At 62.8% G+C, this 16377-nt stretch carries 16 protein-coding genes; 8 read left to right on the plus strand and 8 right to left on the minus strand.

Annotated elements, in window-relative coordinates; all coding sequences use genetic code 11:
* Positions 1–253 precede the first annotated feature (253 nt).
* Positions 254–1705 (minus strand): magnesium transporter, encoded by a 1452-nt coding sequence (gene mgtE / locus MUY37_RS05750; protein WP_499194422.1) that lies wholly within the window; start codon positions 1703–1705, stop codon positions 254–256.
* Between the two features lie 101 nt (positions 1706–1806).
* Here mgtE and MUY37_RS05755 point away from each other — a divergent pair, with 101 nt between their 5' ends.
* The 6 genes from MUY37_RS05755 to MUY37_RS05780 all read left to right on the plus strand — a co-directional run bounded on the left by MUY37_RS05755 (position 1807) and on the right by MUY37_RS05780 (position 7409).
* On the plus strand, positions 1807–2268 hold the full coding sequence (locus MUY37_RS05755) for a peptidylprolyl isomerase (protein WP_499194423.1): 462 nt from the start codon (positions 1807–1809) through the stop codon (positions 2266–2268).
* A gap of 130 nt (positions 2269–2398) precedes the next feature.
* Positions 2399–3742, plus strand: a complete 1344-nt coding sequence (miaB, locus tag MUY37_RS05760) for a tRNA (N6-isopentenyl adenosine(37)-C2)-methylthiotransferase MiaB (protein WP_499194424.1) — start codon at positions 2399–2401, stop codon at positions 3740–3742.
* Between the two features lie 168 nt (positions 3743–3910).
* Entirely contained in the window at positions 3911–4942 is a 1032-nt protein-coding gene (locus MUY37_RS05765) for a PhoH family protein (protein ID WP_499194425.1), read from the plus strand.
* An 86-nt stretch (positions 4943–5028) separates the two neighbouring features.
* Positions 5029–5514 (plus strand): rRNA maturation RNase YbeY, encoded by a 486-nt coding sequence (gene ybeY, locus MUY37_RS05770; protein ID WP_499194426.1) that lies wholly within the window; start codon positions 5029–5031, stop codon positions 5512–5514.
* 72 nt (positions 5515–5586) lie between these two features.
* A complete protein-coding gene (locus tag MUY37_RS05775; RefSeq protein ID WP_499194427.1) occupies positions 5587–6456 on the plus strand; it encodes a hemolysin family protein in 870 nt (289 codons plus the stop codon).
* A gap of 68 nt (positions 6457–6524) precedes the next feature.
* Positions 6525–7409: a LysR substrate-binding domain-containing protein gene (locus MUY37_RS05780; RefSeq protein ID WP_499194428.1), complete on the plus strand. Its 885-nt coding sequence runs from the start codon at positions 6525–6527 to the stop codon at positions 7407–7409.
* Between the two features lie 6 nt (positions 7410–7415).
* Here the strand turns inward: MUY37_RS05780 and MUY37_RS05785 are convergent, their stop codons facing one another.
* The 7 genes from MUY37_RS05785 to MUY37_RS05815 all read right to left on the minus strand — a co-directional run bounded on the left by MUY37_RS05785 (position 7416) and on the right by MUY37_RS05815 (position 11674).
* Positions 7416–8312, minus strand: coding sequence for a lysophospholipid acyltransferase family protein (locus tag MUY37_RS05785; RefSeq protein WP_499194429.1), 897 nt, complete (start codon positions 8310–8312; stop codon positions 7416–7418).
* The gene (locus tag MUY37_RS05790; protein WP_115417948.1) at positions 8284–8706 is read right to left on the minus strand and encodes a Fur family transcriptional regulator; all 423 of its coding nucleotides are present in this window, start codon (positions 8704–8706) and stop codon (positions 8284–8286) included. The genes MUY37_RS05785 and MUY37_RS05790 overlap by 29 nt, the downstream gene beginning before the upstream one ends.
* A gap of 75 nt (positions 8707–8781) precedes the next feature.
* Entirely contained in the window at positions 8782–9222 is a 441-nt protein-coding gene (locus MUY37_RS05795; RefSeq protein ID WP_499194430.1) for a Ros/MucR family transcriptional regulator, read from the minus strand.
* Between the two features lie 148 nt (positions 9223–9370).
* Positions 9371–9823: a GNAT family N-acetyltransferase gene (locus MUY37_RS05800; RefSeq protein ID WP_499194431.1), complete on the minus strand. Its 453-nt coding sequence runs from the start codon at positions 9821–9823 to the stop codon at positions 9371–9373.
* Complete coding sequence (gene tsaB, locus MUY37_RS05805; protein WP_499194432.1) at positions 9820–10431, minus strand: tRNA (adenosine(37)-N6)-threonylcarbamoyltransferase complex dimerization subunit type 1 TsaB; 612 nt, start codon at positions 10429–10431, stop codon at positions 9820–9822. The genes MUY37_RS05800 and tsaB overlap by 4 nt, the downstream gene beginning before the upstream one ends.
* Before the next feature lie 36 nt (positions 10432–10467).
* Positions 10468–11052, minus strand: a complete 585-nt coding sequence (locus tag MUY37_RS05810) for a malonic semialdehyde reductase (protein ID WP_499195118.1) — start codon at positions 11050–11052, stop codon at positions 10468–10470.
* A 40-nt stretch (positions 11053–11092) separates the two neighbouring features.
* Positions 11093–11674, minus strand: a complete 582-nt coding sequence (locus MUY37_RS05815) for a NifU family protein (protein ID WP_236924470.1) — start codon at positions 11672–11674, stop codon at positions 11093–11095.
* Between the two features lie 101 nt (positions 11675–11775).
* Here MUY37_RS05815 and MUY37_RS05820 point away from each other — a divergent pair, with 101 nt between their 5' ends.
* Both MUY37_RS05820 and MUY37_RS05825 read left to right on the plus strand, forming a co-directional pair.
* The gene (locus tag MUY37_RS05820; RefSeq protein WP_499194433.1) at positions 11776–14715 is read left to right on the plus strand and encodes a M16 family metallopeptidase; all 2940 of its coding nucleotides are present in this window, start codon (positions 11776–11778) and stop codon (positions 14713–14715) included.
* A gap of 122 nt (positions 14716–14837) precedes the next feature.
* The gene (locus MUY37_RS05825; protein WP_499194434.1) at positions 14838–16211 is read left to right on the plus strand and encodes a class II 3-deoxy-7-phosphoheptulonate synthase; all 1374 of its coding nucleotides are present in this window, start codon (positions 14838–14840) and stop codon (positions 16209–16211) included.
* The last annotated feature ends 166 nt before the right edge of the window (positions 16212–16377 follow it).

Raw genomic sequence — 16377 nt, forward strand, 5'->3', positions numbered from 1 at the left:
GCTGCCTCTCGCTTTGTCTCAAAAAGCACCGACCCCGGATCAAGTCCGGGGCGACGTTTGGGTATAGGTAGCATAAACCGGAAACGTTCCTGGCGAAACCGCTGTCCTACATCCGCGCCAACGGTGCAGACCTTGGCCCATGCCGCTGACCAGCCCTTTTCAGCCCGCGCAGAAGCGTCATTTCACACGAACAGTCCGGCCCGCAGCTTCTTCCGCCCTGGACCGGGTAACACCCGGTCCGTGTGTAGGAAGGCTAACCGACGATCCCGCTGGCCACGGCGAGGCCGAGGAATGCGAAGAAACCCATCGAATCGGTAATCATCGTCACGAACACGCTGCTCGCCACTGCCGGGTCCTGGTCGAGCCGGTCGAAGGCCACGGGCACCAGCACGCCGGCAAGGCCCGCAATCACCACGTTGATCACCATCGCCAGCGCGATAACGCCGCCGAGCATGGGAGTGAAGATCGCGCCCGTCGCAAGGCCGATCAGCACCGCGATGGTCACACCGTTGAGCATCGCAACGCGCATCTCGCGCATCAGAATACGCCGTGTGTTGCTGCGGGTGAGCTGGTTGGTGGCGATGGCGCGCACGGTCACCGCCATGGTCTGCGTGCCTGCATTCCCGCCGATGCTCGCAACGATCGGCATGAGAATCGCGAGCGCCACAAGCTTCTCGATCGCCGCGCCGAACAGGGCGATGATCAGCGATGCGACCAGTGCTGTTCCAAGGTTCGCCACCAGCCACCGGACGCGCGCGGAATAGGCCTCGCGGATCGGTTCGTTGATGTCGCCTTCGCCCGCGCCCGACATCAGCAGCGCGTCCTCGCCCGCTTCTTCGGAGATGATGTGGACCACGTCGTCCACCGTCATCTGGCCGACCAGCCGCTCGTTCTCGTCGACCACCGCAGCGCTGATGAGGTTGTACTTCTGGAACATCAGCCCGACCTCTTCCTGGTCGAGCGTGACCGGGATCAGCGTCTGGTCGCGCTTCATCACGTCGGCCAGCGGGATCGCGCGCGGCGCGCGCAGCACCCATGAGAGCGCGCAGGTGCCGACCGGGTGATGCTTCTCGTCGACCACGAAGATTTCGTAAAATTCGTCGGGCAGGTCGCGCCCGTCGCGCAGGTAATCGATGAGATCGCCGACCGTCAGATGTTCGGGCACTGCGACGAGATCGCGGCTCATCAAGCGGCCGGCGGTCTCTTCGGGATAGGACAGCGCGGACTGGATCGCGATCCGGTCCTCCAGCTCGACCTCGGCCAGGATGGCGCGCTGGTCTGCCTCGTCGAGGTCTTCGATGAGCTGGACGGCGTCGTCGGTCTCGAGCTGGTCCACGATCTGCGCCACCGCTTCCGGCGGCAGCGCTTCCATCATGGTCTCGCGGACATAGTCGTTGAGTTCGGCGACGACCTCGGAGGTCATCAGATCGGTGATCGCCGCGGCGAGCTGGTAACGCTCGTCGCGCTCGAAAAGTTCGAGAAGGTCGGCGATATCGGCCGGGTGGAGCGGTTCGACCAGTTCGTAAACCGCCTTGAGGTCCCCTTCGTCGAGCGCATCCTCGACCGAGCGGACGAATTCGGGTTTGAGCGTGTTCTCTTCGTCCATCCGCTCGTCGTCGATCCGGTCGTCCGGACGCGCTTCTTCCTCCGGCTCACGCGCCAGCAGGAAACCGTCGTCGTCGAGGGGGCGGTTGCTCTCGCTCATGTGCAGCGGTCTAGGCGGGCGGGGCTGGATTGCAAGCAACGGGTGACAGGCCGCCCACAATCCCTATGTAGGCGCCAGCCAATTCACAGGAGAAACGACCGATGGCCGACAAGCTGACCTTCACTCTCGATACCGGCGACGGTGAAAACAAGGACGTGGTGATCAAGCTGCGCCCGGACCTGGCACCCGGCCATGTCGAGCGCATCACCGAACTGGCGGGCGAGGGGTTCTATGACGGCGTCGTGTTCCACCGCGTGATCCCCGGCTTCATGGCGCAGGGCGGCGATCCGACCGGCACCGGCATGGGCGGCAGCGACAAGCCGGACCTCAAGGCCGAATTCAACAGCGAACCGCACACCCGCGGCACCTGCTCGATGGCCCGCACCCAGGTGCCCGACAGCGCCAACAGCCAGTTCTTCATCTGCTTCGACGATGCCGAATTCCTCGACGGCCAGTATACCGTCTGGGGCCAGGTCGAGAGCGGCATGGATCACATCGACGCTCTGCCCAAGGGCGAGCCGCCGGCAAACCCGGGCAAGATCGTGAAGGCTACCGTCGGTTAGCACCATCAACCTCGTCACCCCGGCCTCCGAGCCGGGGTCCAGCTTTGCTGGCACCATGCGAGAAGTAGCTGGACCCCGGATCAAGTCCGGGGTGACGGTGTCCTTGATATCCGCTAAAGCCCCCACTCCCATGAAACCGACCAATTCCCCCAAGACCTACAGGGTCAAGAGCTTCGGCTGCCAGATGAACGTCTATGACGGCGAGCGCATGGCCGAGATGCTGGGCGAGCAGGGCATTGTGCCTGCGCCCGAGGGCGAGGATGCCGACCTCGTCGTGCTCAACACCTGCCACATCCGTGAGAAGGCGGCGGAGAAGGTCTATTCGGACATCGGCCGTATCTCCAAGGCGGGCGCGGAAGCGGGCAAGCAGCCGCTGATCGCGGTCGCAGGTTGCGTCGCGCAGGCCGAGGGCGAGGAGATCATGAAGCGCTCTCCGGCGGTCAGCATGGTCGTCGGCCCGCAGGCCTATCACCGCCTGCCCGAGATGCTCGACAAGGCGGTGAAGGGCGAGCGGGCGACCGATACCGACATGCCCGCCATCGCCAAGTTTGCCGCATTGCCCGAGCGCCGCCGGACCAATCCGGCCAGCTTCCTCACCATTCAGGAAGGGTGCGACAAGTTCTGCACCTATTGCGTGGTGCCCTATACGCGCGGCGCGGAAATTTCACGCCCTTACAGCGATTTGGTGATCGAAGCGAAGAAACTGGTCGATGCGGGCGCGAAGGAAATCACGCTGCTGGGCCAGAACGTGAGCGCATGGAGCGGCGAGAACGACAAGGGCCACAAGGTCGGCCTCGCGGGCCTGATTCGCGATCTTGCCAAGGTCGAGGGTCTTGCGCGCATTCGCTACACCACCAGCCATCCGGCCGACATGGACGACGATCTGATCGCGGCGCATGGCGACACGCCCAAGCTCATGCCCTTCCTCCACCTGCCGGTGCAGGCGGGCAGCGACCGAGTGCTCAAGGCGATGAATCGTAGCCACACGGCGGAAAGCTACCTGAGGCTACTCGAGCGCTTCCGCGCCGCGCGCGCCGACCTCGCGCTCTCGGGCGACTTCATCGTCGGCTTTCCCGGCGAGAGCGATGCAGAGTTCGAGGAGACGCTCGCGCTGGTCGATGAGGTCGAATACGCGCAGGCCTTCAGTTTCAAATATAGCCCACGCCCGGGAACGCCCGCCGCGACGATGGATGACCAGATTGCGAGAGAGGTCATGGACGAGCGGTTGCAACGCCTCCAGGCCGCGCTCAACCGCGACCAGATGGCGTTCAACCATGCGAGTGTCGGCAAAACCTGCGAAGTGCTGGTCGAACGCAAGGGCAAGCATCCGGGCCAATGGCTCGGCAAGTCGCCCTGGTTGCAGAGTGTGTGGTTCGAAGGCGATGCCGCGATCGGCGATCTGGTACAGGTCGAACTGGTCGAAGCCGGCCCGAACTCGCTTGCGGGCAAACTGTGCGAGATGGCCGTCGTCTGACGTCATCCCAGCGAAAGCTGGGATCGTTCCCAGTCTCGCGCGATTTTGAAAGCGATCCCAGCTTTCGCTGGGATGACGGAAACATGACTTTCCACCGTCATCTCACCGCTCGCAACTTGCACCCCCGACAGCGAGGCTTACATTCCGACTCGCAAGCGAAAGGAGCATATGGCTCGCAAACCCGCACAGAAGGACGCCACTGCCTTCACCCCGCCGCCGTCCCCGCAGCGCGAAGTCCGCCGGGCACAGGTCGATATCAGTTTCGACAATCAGAGCCTGCTCGGGCCGCTGTTCGGTCAGTTCGATGCGAACCTCGTCCAGGTGGAAAACCGTCTCGGCGTGTTTATCGCGGCGCGCGGTAACGAGCTGCACATAGAAGGGCCGGAAGACAGCGTCGCCCGCGCGCGCGACGTGTTGAAGGCAATGTATGACAAGCTCGCCATCGGGCAGGATCTCGATCAGGGCGCGATCGAGGCGCTGATCGCCATGTCGGACGAGCCCACGCTCGACGGCATTGTCGACGCCGAGCCCAAGGGGCCGCCGATCATGATCCGTACGCGGCGCAAGACGATCGTGCCGCGTAGCGCGATGCAGGCCGTCTATATGCGCAGCCTCGTGCGGGACGACATCATTTTCGCGCTGGGCCCGGCAGGCACGGGCAAGACCTATCTCGCGGTCGCGCAAGCGGTCAGCCAGCTCATCAGCGGCAGTGTGCAACGTTTGATTCTGTCGCGGCCGGCGGTGGAGGCGGGCGAAAAGCTTGGCTTCCTGCCCGGCGACATGAAGGAAAAGGTCGATCCCTATCTGCGCCCGCTTTACGACGCGCTTTACGATTGCATGCCGCCCGAACAGGTCGAACGGCGGCTGGCCTCGGGCGAGATCGAGATCGCGCCGATCGCCTTCATGCGCGGCCGGACGCTCGCCGATGCCTTCGTGATCCTCGACGAAGCGCAGAACACCACGCGCGAGCAGATGAAGATGTTCCTCACCCGCTTCGGCCAGAACAGCCGCATGGTTATCTGCGGCGATCCGCGCCAGGTCGACATCCCCGGCGGCGATGGCATGAGCGGGCTGGCCGATGCGGTCGGCAAGCTGGAGGGGGTCGAGGGCTTCGGCACCATCCGCTTCACCGCTGCCGATGTCGTGCGCCATCCGATCGTCGGGCGGATCGTGGAGGCCTACGAAGGGCCGAGCGCCTGATGTAGACCGCCGTTCGTGTCGAGCGAAGTCGAGACACGTCTGCGCCAACGGTTCTCGACTTCGCTCGAACCGAACGGATTTTGGAATTGGACCTTGATATCGACATCGATAGCTGGCCGCAGGGCGACTGGGCAGCGCTTGTCGAGCGCGCCAGTGACGCCGCGGCCGGGGTCGAGCCTGCGCTCGCCAATCCACGGCTGACCGCGTCAGTGCTGCTTACCAGCGACGAGGACGTCCACGAACTCAACAGGGAATGGCGCGGCAAGGACAAGCCGACCAATGTGCTGTCCTTTCCCATGCTCGAGCGCGAGGAATTGCTCGATCTTGCGGCTGAAGGGCCGCCCGAAATGCTCGGCGATCTGGCATTGGCGCATGAAACCTGTGCCCGCGAGGCCGCGGAAAAGGGCATCGCCCTCGAAGACCACGCCGCGCACCTGATCGTCCACGGCCTGCTCCATCTCGCCGGACACGACCATGTCGATTCCGACGCCCAGGCCGAGGCGATGGAAGCGCTGGAAATCGCGGCGCTTGCAAAACTGGGTATCGCCGACCCATATGGGGACCGCAACTGAACGGAGCACAATGTCAGGGCCATGCCCGATTCGTCATCACCCGCGGGAGACGCGGAGAGTAGCAGCGGGCTGATGCTCGCAATCCGGAAATTCTTCGACCCCGATTACGGCGAACGCTCGCTGCGTGCGCAGCTCGAAGAAGCGATCGACGAGCACGAGGAGGGCGAAAACGGCGACGATGTCCCCGAGCACAGCGGTACCGGCGACCTGTCGCTGGTCGAGCGGCAGATGCTGCGCAACCTGCTCCACTTCTCCGAGCACGACGCCGACGACGTGGCCGTGCCGCGCGGCGAAATCATCGCGATGAACGCCAATGCGAGCTGGGACGAGCTGGTCGAGACTTTCGCCGAGCACGGCCATTCGCGCATGCCCGTCTATCGCGAGCAGCTCGACGATGTGATCGGCATGATCCACATCAAGGATGTCTTCACTATCCTGGCGCGCGAACAGACCCCGCCCAAGGACTGGACCGTGCTGATGCGTCAGCCGCTTTATGTGCCGCAGACGCGCAATGCGCTCGACGTGCTGGCAGACATGCGCGCGCAGCGCATGCACCTGGCGGTCGTGGTAGATGAGTTCTCGGGTACCGACGGGATCATCACGATCGAGGATCTGGTCGAGGAAATCGTCGGCGAGATCGAGGACGAGCATGACGAGACGCCCGAGGAATGGATCGTCGATATCGGCGAGGGGATGTGGGACTGCGATGCCCGCGCCGAGCTCGATGATGTTGCGGAGAAGGTTTCTCCCGCGCTCGCCGAGGTCGAGGAATCCGTCGATACGCTGGGCGGGCTGGCCTTCGTGCTGGCCGAACAGGTGCCCCAGACCGGCCGAGTGCTCGAGCACAAGAGCGGCTGGCGGATCGAGGTCACCGATGGAGACGAGACCCATGTGAAGCGGTTGCGCTTGCACGCGCCGGAGGAAGCGACACCCCCGGCCTGACGGCTGTTGCAGATTTCTGCACATTCTCCCTCGACACGTGCATCGCGCGCTCATAGCGTGCAAGCGTCATGGCAACGCGTCGTCTTCCTCCCCTGCGCGCTCTCGAAGCTTTCGTGCGCACCGTGCGTCTCGGTTCCGCGCGCGCGGCGGCCGAAGAGCTCGGCCTCAGCCCATCGGCGCTGTCACGACGGATCGGCAACCTCGAGGAATTCGTCGGCAAGAAGCTGTTTACGCGGGCGCGTCAGGCAATGCAGTTGACCGATGACGGACATGCGTTTTTCGAGGCCGTGAACCCGCAACTGGAAGCGCTGGCGCGGGCGGTGGAAAGCCAATCGGACAATCTGTCGCTGCTGAGATTGCATTTGGGGGTTTTGCCGCTGTTCGGCACACAACGTCTGTTTCCGCGACTTGGCGAATTGCGTGAGCGGCATCCTCTCTTGCATATCGACATCGACACCGGGGCGCATCTGGAAGACCGCGTTGGCGATGTGCTCGATGCGGCGATCATCCTTTCGCGCGGCCCGTCACGCGGGTTGCATGCCGTTCGGCTCGACTACAACAAAGTCCATGCAATCTGCAGCCGGGACCTGGCCGAGCGGATCGGCCCGGAACCCGATGCGGACAGGCTTTCGCGGCAGACGTTCCTGATCCACAACGAACTGTCCGAAAGCTTCACCGCCTGGCGCGCGGAGATCGGCTTGCCAGAATTGGAGCCGGCAGCGATCGACCATTTCGATTCGGGCCAGATCATGCTGGAAGCGGCCGCCCAGGGGCTCGGCATTGCGATCATGCATGATGACCACATGCGCCGGGCAGCGGACAACCGATTGGCGACATTGTTCAACGTCGAGGTCGAAAGTCCTTACAGCTACTGGTTCATCTGCAAGCCCACGGCGCTGGAAGAGCGTCCGGTCCGCCTGTTCCACGACTGGCTGGTAAAGGCCGAGCTTTAGGGCCGCTTACAGGTCGGTCGGTTGGGGCCGGTATTGGACTGCTTCGACCACATGCTGAAAGTTGCGCAGTGGCTTGCCGAGATTGGTCACGAGCTGCTTCTCGATCTCTTCGCGAGCTTTAGCCGCTATCGCCTTGCGTCCGTGATAATCGGCCGGACTGAAGGGGTCGAGATAGTGGAGCGTCAGAGGAAAGCTGCCCCGGCGCGCCATGATCCGCTTTGCATTGTGCAGGCCGCTTTCCTGACCAACCCAGCCGATTTCTTCCGAATGCTCGCCGTAATCGAGCACTACGGGCTGAACCATTACCCCCGGAGGTGGCGGCTCGAGTACCGAGATCATGCTGGACTTGAACGGCAAGAGCGAATGGCCGTCCGTCACCGTGCCCTCGGGGAATATGGTCACCGACCAGTTATCGGCCAGGGCCTCTTTGAGTGCATTGATCTGTTCCGCCACACCCACGCGGTTCTCCCGCTTGACGAAAACGGTGCGGTTCAGACCGCACAGCCAGCCGATCACCGGCACGTCCGATAATTCCTGCTTGGCCACGAACGCGGTGCCGCTGGCTCCAGCCATGCTGAGAATATCGATCCAGCTTATGTGATTGGCGATGAAGAAGACATCGCGCCGCAACGGTGTGCCCACAATCGTCACCCGCGCGCCGACTATCCATGCGGTATAGCGCAGGAAGAGCATGGGCATCGGCGAGCCATAGGCGAATACGCGGTAAAGATAGTGCAGCGGCACCAGCGCACCGAGCAGAACGAGGATGGCGAGGGTGCGAAGGATGAACCGCGCCCAGCCCGCTACGGTCAGCGGGACGGTTTCTCCCCGGGCTGCCGCCAGCCGTCGTGCCGTGTATTTTGCGAGCCGACGTTCAGTCTTCGCGGTCGAGGCGGACGCCATACAGTTCCAGCCGGTGATCAACCAGACGATAGCCGAGCTTGGCGGCGATCTGTTTTTGCAGCGCTTCGATTTCCGGATCGACGAACTCGATCACCTTGCCGCTTTCGACGTCGATAAGATGGTCGTGATGCGCTTCGGGCGCCGCCTCGTAACGGGCACGCCCGTCGCCGAAGTCGTGGCGGTCGAGTATTCCCGCCTCTTCGAACAGGCGGACCGTGCGGTAAACGGTCGCGATCGAGATGCCGGAATCGATCTTATTCGCCCGCTCATGCAACAGTTCGACATCGGGGTGGTCGTCGCTTTCCGACAGCACGCGCGCAATAACCCGGCGCTGCTCGGTTATGCGCAGCCCCTTATCGGCACATAATTGTTCGAGATCGATTCTCTGGTGCAATTTGGCTTCCCGCATGAAAAACGCCCCGCACCCTTACCGGGCCGGAGCGTCTTCCTCAAGGTGATCGCGAAGGCTTTAGTCAGCCTTCTTCTTACGACCGCGCTTCTGGCCCGGTTTGCGGCCGAGGCCGATTTTGACTGCCAGATCGCGGCGGGTCGCCGCATAGTCGGGGGCGACCATCGGGTAGTCGGCCGAAAGATTCCAGCGCGCGCGATACTCATCCGGTGTCAGACCATGTTCAGTCGACAAGTGACGCTTGAGCATCTTCATCTTCTTGCCGCAGTCGAGGCAGACGAGATGATCCTTCTTTACGGAAGAACGGATCGAAACGGCCGGTTCGGGGACTTCTTCGGCAGCGCCACCGCTGGGATCCAGTCCCGACAGGGCCGAATAGACGTTGCTAATCAAGGTCGGGACTTCATCAACATCGACATTGTTGTTACTTACATGTGCCGCGACAATGTCCGAAGTTAGAGTGATTAGAGTCTCAGTCATGTCGGTATCGAAATCTTGCATTAGACGGCCTTCTGAATTGCGTCGGATCGCTAGCTATGCGCCCTGTTCTATGTCTCTATTGTATAAAACAGACAAGAAAATGCAATAAATGATGTAAGTCGATATTTTGACGCATTGCTACAACTTTTGTCGTTGTTTTGTCGCGCTGCTACAAGTTTCGGGCAAAGGTAATGGCATCGACCGTGGTCGAATCCAGGGTTCGGTAGTAAGCGCGCCGCTTTCCGATGGGTTCGAATCCGCAGCTGCGATAAAGTATTTCGGCGGGATTGTTGGCGCGCATTTCGAGAAAAACTCGTTCCGCGCCGGCGTCGCGTGCTGTATTCGCGAACATCTCGATCAACATGCGGCCTAACCCCCTGCCGCGCATCTCCGGGCGCACGGCGATCAGCAGCAACTCTTCCTCGCCGGGCGCGCGCCGGGCAAGGATGAAACCGGCTGCTTCGCTCCCGATTGCGGGCCGGTTCCCATACTCATCGATGAGGATCGCATAGGTGTGCGACATGGCCAGAGAGTCGGCGACCTGCTGGCGTGTCCATGCCTCGCGCCAGAAAGGCTCGAAGGCGGCATCCATCACAGCCATGAGCTGATCGATCTCGCTCATCGACCTGGCAGCTTGGCGTCGGGCGCCCGCCCGTAGAGCGGCGCGGTGCTGTCGCTCAAAAGGCTGGTTGGCACTTTCAGCGCGTGGCATGCGTCAGGCAGCGCAACCGTGGGGGGGCTGGCCCCGGCTTGCAGGGCGAGCTCTTCCGCTTTCGAACCCGCCAAGACGGCGCGGAGATCACGGTTTGCCGCGACAGTCGGAGCGAGCGAGGCGACGGCATCGATGGGCAGGCCATCGCCCCCGAAGTCTTGGACGAACCATTCGCCATGGCCGCCATTCATACATACGGTGACACAAGCGTCGTTGTTGCCCCGCGCCATTGTGGCCACCAGGGCGAGCGTCGGGTATCCACGGACCCGAGCCTGCCAGGCGATCCCCAGCGCCCGTGCCACTGCCACGCCAATCCGCACCCCGGTAAAACTGCCCGGGCCGAGCGAGACACGTATCTCTTCCGCGCGGCCCCTATCGGGCAATTCGGCAATCATCGGGACGAGCCTTTCGGCATGACCGCGGCCGAGCACCTCATGCCGCGCATCGACAAGCGCGCCCTCTTCGAACAGCGCCACCGAGCAGGCTTCCGTTGCGGTTTCTATTGCCAATATGCGCATGGGCGCGCACTGCCCCAGCAAGGGCGTGGCTGCAAGTCAGGCGATACGGTTGAAGATCTCGAAGTCGGGGCGCGGACTGCGATCGAAAATGCTTTTGGGATCGCCATAGCCGATCGAGCAGATGAAGTTGCTTCTATGCCTTGGGCTGTCGCCGAAAAAGGTTTTGTCGACCGCCGCGTTGTCGAATCCGGACATTGGCCCGCAGTCGAGCCCAAGTGCCCTGGCCGCGATCATCAAATAGGCACCCTGGAGCGAACTGTTGCGGAAGGCCCCTTCCTTGCGGCCCTCCTCGTCGCCCTCGAACCAGCTTTTCGCGTCGGTATGCGGAAAGAGCCAGGGCAGTTCCTCGTGGAAATCGATATCGTAGCCGATGATCGCCGTGACCGGTGCGGCCATGATCTTGTCGCGATTTCCTTCCGAGGCGCATTCGGCCAGTTTCGCCTTGGCGTCCTCGGATTTCACCCAGACGATCCGGGCAGGCTGCATGTTGGCCGAGGTCGGACCCATTTTCAGCAATTCGTAGATTTCCCGGATCTGCTCGTCGCTCACGGGCTTGTCGAGCCAGCCATTATAGCTGCGGGCGTCGCGGAAGATGAGGTCGAGCGCGTCGGCGGAAAGCATGTCGGCCAAGGTCGGTTTTCCTTTGTTTGAATGAGAGAAGTCAGGCTGCGCGGACTTCAACGACCTCGGGAACATAATGTTTCAGCAGGCCCTCGATCCCGTGCTTGAGCGTGGCGGTGGACGAAGGGCAGCCCGAGCATGCGCCCTGCATCTGCAGATGAACCACGCCGTCGCGATAGCCGCGATACTGGATGTCGCCGCCATCACCCGCGACGGCCGGGCGGACACGGGTTTCCAGCAATTCGTTGATCTGCGCGATGATGTCGGCATCCTCGTCGCGCTCTTCCACCAGCATGCCGTCCTCTTCCGGCGGAACCGCGATACCGCCCGCCGTACCGGGCGCGAACAGTGGCGCCTGCGACACGAAGTGATCGAGCAGGATAGCCAGAACCTGCGGCTTGAGATCGGTCCAGTTGACGCCAGGGGCAGCGGTCACGGTGACGAAATCGCTTCCGAAAAACACATTCACGACCTCGCCGGTATCGAAGATCGCCTGCGCCAGTGGGCTGGCCTCGGCGGATTCCGGCGTGGCGAATTCGCGGGTCCCCTTGCTCATGACCGGTTGGCCGGGCAGGAATTTGAGGCTCGCGGGATTGGGCGTGGTTTCGGTCTCGATGAACATGGGTCACGATGTAGGAAGCGCGGGAAGCCGGGACAAGGAAGGATCGCTTGTCCATCGAACATTCACCTAGCCTTCACGCTTGGCCCGCCTATATGCCTTGCATGACTCATTTCTCGCGTGCCTTCCGGCGTTTCGCGCTCATCTTTCCCGCCGCGCTGCTCTTCCCGCAGCCCATGCTCGCGCAGGAACCGGCCGAACCATCGCCCCAATTCGTCACCCAGCCCGATGAAACGCCGTGGATCTATGAAGGCAGCGACGTCCCGCGCGATAAGGAATGGATCTTCGGCGAGTTGCCGAACGGCTTGCGTTATGCCGTGCGCAAGAACAGCGTTCCACCCGATCAGGTTTCGATCCGCGTGCGGATCGATGCAGGCTCGCTCCATGAAGAAGATAGCGAGCGCGGATATGCGCACTTGCTCGAGCATCTGCTGTTTCGCGAAAGCCGCTATCTTGCGGTGGGCGAGGCAATCCCCACCTGGCAGCGCCTCGGTGCGACCTTCGGTAGCGATACCAACGCGCATACCAGCCCGACCGAAACGGTTTTCAAGCTCGACCTGCCCAATATCGACGAAGCGAAGCTGGCCGAAAGCATGAAGCTGCTGTCGGGCATGGTGCGCAGCCCGGTACTCAGCGATACCAATGTCGGGGCAGAAGTGCCCATCGTCCTGGCCGAAAAGCGCGAGCGCGGCGGCGCTTCGGAACGGGCGGGCAATGCAAGCCGCAAAATCCTGTTTGCAGGCCAGCGCCTGGCGAACCGCGTTCCGATCGGGACCGAAGCTACGCTTGGCGCCGCTACCGGAGCGAGCGTCAGCGCCTTCTACAAACGCTGGTACCGACCCGAGAATGTGGTTGTATCGGCGGCGGGCGACATGGACCCGATGCAACTCGCCGCGGAGATCGAGAAATGGTTCGGCGACTGGCAGGGCGAGGGGCCATATGTTCCCGCGCCCGATTTCGGTGATCCGGTCGCGCCCTCGGGGGCGGACCCAGCAAATCCGGTGGGCGAAATCGGCGTTGTCGTCGAGCCCGATCTGCCGCGCTCCTTTTCCTATGCGATCATGCGACCATGGCGGCCGGTACAGGATACCGTCGCCTACAATGAAGGTTTGCTGCGCGATGCGCTGGCGCAGGCCCTGATCAACCGCCGCCTCGAGGCGCGTGCGCGTGCAGGCGGCAGCTATCTCTACGCACAGGTCGCGCAGGACGATGTCAGCCGATCGGCCGATATGACCTTCGTCAATTTCGCACCGCTGACCGAAGACTGGCGCGCTGCTCTCGACGATATCCGGTCCGTAATTGCCGATGCTCTGGCAACTCCGCCATCGCAAGAGGAGGTCGACCGCGAACTTGCCGAGTTCGAAATCGTGTTCAAGAGCCAGGTCGAGCAACGCCGCGTGCTGCCCGGTCCACGACTTGCCGACGACGTGGTGAATGCAGTCGATATCCGTGAAGCCATCGCCGCGCCGGAAACGGTTCTGATGGTGTTCAATTCGATGCGGGAGACGGTGACGCCGGAACTGCTGCTTGAGCACACCCGCGCGCTGTTTTCGGGCGACGTGATTCGCGCCGCCTATGTCACCCCGGCAACCGGCGAGGCGACCGAGCAGGCCATTCGCAGTGCCTTGCTCGAACCGATCGAGGCCGATGGCAATGCGCGCATCGCCGCACAGGCGATTTCCTTCGACGATTTGCCGCCGGTCGGCGAGCCCGGGGAAATCGAGGCGCAAGGGCCGATCGGCGTGCTCGACATCGAGCGGGTCGATTTCTCCAATGGTGTAAAGGCGATCCTCTGGTCTAACGATGCCGAACCAGGCCGGGTGGCGGTGAAGGTCCGCTTTGGCGCCGGGTTCCGGGCAATCGAAGCGGACCAGTCGGTCTATGCCAATCTCGGATATGCCGCACTGATCGGGGCCGGTATCGGCGAACTGGATCAGGAGCAGCTCGATCTGCTTTCGACTGGCCGCAAATTCGGATTCGAGTTCCAAACCGGCGACGGGGCTTTCACCTTCTATGCCCAGACGCGTGAAGCGGACCTCGACGAACAGCTTTATCTTTTCGCAGCCAAGCTGGCCATGCCGGGCTGGGACCCCAATCCCGTGGCGCGGGCCAAGGCGGCGGGCAAACTCGCCTATGAAAGCTATTCGGCCAATCCGGGCGGAATCCTCCAGCGCGATCTGGAATATCTCCTTCGCGGAAACGATCCGCGTTTCCGCACGCCGACACCCGACATGCTCGATGCGGCGACGCCCGAGGAATTTCGCGCGGTGTGGGAACCCTTGCTCAAGCAGGGGCCGGTGGAAGTCCTTGTCTTCGGCGAGTTCGACAAGGATGCGACGATCGAGACCTTGCGCAAGACCTTCGGCGCATTGGAACCGCGCGAAATGCCTTCCGACGCGGTGTTGAATCGCCCCGTGCCATTTCCCGAAGCTGGTGAGACCGAGGTGCGCTATCATCGCGGGGATGCCAATCAGGCCGCGGCGGTTCTCGCCTGGCCCAGCGGTGCGGGGGTCGAGAACCTGCGCGAATCGCGCCGTCTCGAAGTGCTCGCCTCATTGTTCAACAACCGCCTGATGGAGGCTATGCGCGAACATGCCGGTGCCAGCTATTCGCCGGTGGTCCGTTCCGACTGGCCCAGTGACGTGAACAGCGGTGGGCGCATCGCCGCGCTGGCCCAGTTGCGGCCCGAAGACGTGCCCGTCTTCTTCGCCGAGGCAGAACGCATCGCGAAGGAACTGGCCAGCGAGCCGGTTGGCGAAGACGAATACAACCGTGTGGTCGAACCGCTGCGCCAATATGTCAGCCGCGCTTCGACCGGCAATCTGTTCTGGCTGTATCAGTTGGAAGGTGCGACCGTGGACAGCCGCCGTGTTCCGATTCTGCGGTACCTTCTGGCCGATTATACGCAGACGCCGCCCGCCGCTTTGCAGGCCTTGGCCCAGAAGTATTTCGCCTCGCGCGAGGCATGGCGTCTGGCGGTCATTCCGCAGGGTCAGGACCTGGCAAGATCGGCACCCGTCGGCAACGCCGGATCGGGGCGCTGAAGCGGGTACTGCAATCGGCCTTTTAAGCTGGCCAAGCAAATGCTGCTTGCGCCATGATGCGTGCTCGTCTGCTACAGGCGAGCACTCAGGCGCCGTGACCGGCGCCGCAAACGGAAGAGACAATGGCGACGAACTGGGCACCCGATAGCTGGCAGGGATATGAGGCAAGGCACTTGCCCGAATATCTCGACGCGGCTGCTCTCGAAACGGCAACCGCCACGCTCGAAACGCATCCTCCGCTGGTCTTCGCCGGCGAGGCACGCGCGCTCAAGGCCGACCTTGCCGATGTGGCCGAAGGCCGCGCCTTCCTGTTGCAGGGCGGCGATTGCGCGGAAAGCTTCGCCGAATTCCACCCGAACAATATCCGCGATACGTTCCGTGTGCTGTTGCAGATGGCGGTGGTGATGACCTTCGCCAGCAAAAAGCCGGTGGTGAAGGTCGGGCGCATGGCAGGCCAATTCGCCAAGCCGCGCAGTTCCAATACCGAAACGCAAGGCTCCGTGACGCTGCCGAGCTATTTCGGCGACAACATCAACGGCATCGAATTCGATGCGGCGGCCCGCACCAACGATCCGCAGCGTATGGTCCGCGCCTACTCGCAGGCGGCGGCTACGCTCAACCTCCTCCGCGCCTTCGCGACTGGCGGGTATGCCAATTTGCGCCAGGTCCACCAGTGGACGCTCGATTTCATGGGGCGCAGCCCCTGGGCCGACCGTTTCTCGGATATCGCCGACCGCATCGGCGAAGCGCTGGATTTCATGGAGGCTTGCGGGGTCGATCCGCAAGTGCTGCCGCAATTACAGCGCACCAGCTTCTACACCAGCCACGAGGCCTTGCTGCTGCCTTACGAGCAGGCCTTGACCCGGCGCGACAGCCTGACCGGCGATTGGTACGACACATCCGCGCATATGGTCTGGATCGGCGACCGAACCCGGTTCGAGAATAGTGCGCATGTCGAATTCGCGCGCGGCATCGGCAACCCGCTGGGCATGAAATGCGGGCCGAGCCTGGAAACCGATGCGCTGCTGAAATTGCTCGATACGCTCAATCCCGCGCGCGAGCCGGGCCGGATCACGCTGATCAGCCGCTTCGGCCACGACAAGGTGGAAGATGGCCTGCCGCGGTTGGTGCGGGCTGTGAAGGCCGAAGGCCATCCGGTGGTGTGGAGCTGCGATCCGATGCACGGCAATGTCGTGAAGTCGGAAAGCGGCTATAAGACGCGGCCTTTCGATCGCATTCTGCGCGAAGTGAAGGGTTTCTTCGCTGTGCACCGCGCGGAAGGCACGCATCCGGGCGGCATCCACATCGAGATGACCGGGCAGGACGTGACCGAATGCGTGGGGGGTGCGGTGGCCATCACCGACGAGGCGCTGAAGGATCGCTATCACACACATTGCGATCCGCGCCTTAACGCCGCGCAGTCGCTCGAGCTGGCTTTCCTCATCGCCGAGATGCTCAATGAGGAACACGGCGTGCGGCAAGCGGACGCGGCCTGAGCTTCGCGGGAAACACGGGCAGAACCGGCGCCTGCCGGGGTCGCTCGGGATGCGCAGCATATTGCCCGAACGTCCTGCCATACGCTTGTTTGGGCGGGAGTTTTTCACCTGCGGCCTTTAAACGGTCACTGAAATACGCCATGGTGGGAGACGGTCGCCATGTGTC

It is taken from the genome of Qipengyuania sp. ABI-127-1 (assembly GCA_022953095.1).
Lineage (GTDB): Bacteria > Pseudomonadota > Alphaproteobacteria > Sphingomonadales > Sphingomonadaceae > Qipengyuania.

What these genes read in the sequence shown, in the direction of transcription:
- MUY37_RS05765 (WP_499194425.1), top strand. Translation starts at nt 3,911, where the DNA reads ATGGCTCGCAAACCCGCACAGAAGGACGCCACTGCCTTCACCCCGCCG.
- MUY37_RS05755 (WP_499194423.1), top strand. Translation starts at nt 1,807, where the DNA reads ATGGCCGACAAGCTGACCTTCACTCTCGATACCGGCGACGGTGAAAAC.
- MUY37_RS05820 (WP_499194433.1), top strand. Translation starts at nt 11,776, where the DNA reads ATGACTCATTTCTCGCGTGCCTTCCGGCGTTTCGCGCTCATCTTTCCC.
- tsaB (WP_499194432.1), bottom strand. Translation starts at nt 10,431, where the DNA reads ATGCGCATATTGGCAATAGAAACCGCAACGGAAGCCTGCTCGGTGGCG.
- MUY37_RS05815 (WP_236924470.1), bottom strand. Translation starts at nt 11,674, where the DNA reads ATGTTCATCGAGACCGAAACCACGCCCAATCCCGCGAGCCTCAAATTC.
- MUY37_RS05825 (WP_499194434.1), top strand. Translation starts at nt 14,838, where the DNA reads ATGGCGACGAACTGGGCACCCGATAGCTGGCAGGGATATGAGGCAAGG.
- MUY37_RS05780 (WP_499194428.1), top strand. Translation starts at nt 6,525, where the DNA reads ATGGCAACGCGTCGTCTTCCTCCCCTGCGCGCTCTCGAAGCTTTCGTG.
- MUY37_RS05800 (WP_499194431.1), bottom strand. Translation starts at nt 9,823, where the DNA reads ATGAGCGAGATCGATCAGCTCATGGCTGTGATGGATGCCGCCTTCGAG.
- mgtE (WP_499194422.1), bottom strand. Translation starts at nt 1,705, where the DNA reads ATGAGCGAGAGCAACCGCCCCCTCGACGACGACGGTTTCCTGCTGGCG.
- miaB (WP_499194424.1), top strand. Translation starts at nt 2,399, where the DNA reads ATGAAACCGACCAATTCCCCCAAGACCTACAGGGTCAAGAGCTTCGGC.
- MUY37_RS05810 (WP_499195118.1), bottom strand. Translation starts at nt 11,052, where the DNA reads ATGCTTTCCGCCGACGCGCTCGACCTCATCTTCCGCGACGCCCGCAGC.
- MUY37_RS05775 (WP_499194427.1), top strand. Translation starts at nt 5,587, where the DNA reads ATGCTCGCAATCCGGAAATTCTTCGACCCCGATTACGGCGAACGCTCG.
- MUY37_RS05795 (WP_499194430.1), bottom strand. Translation starts at nt 9,222, where the DNA reads ATGCAAGATTTCGATACCGACATGACTGAGACTCTAATCACTCTAACT.
- MUY37_RS05785 (WP_499194429.1), bottom strand. Translation starts at nt 8,312, where the DNA reads ATGGCGTCCGCCTCGACCGCGAAGACTGAACGTCGGCTCGCAAAATAC.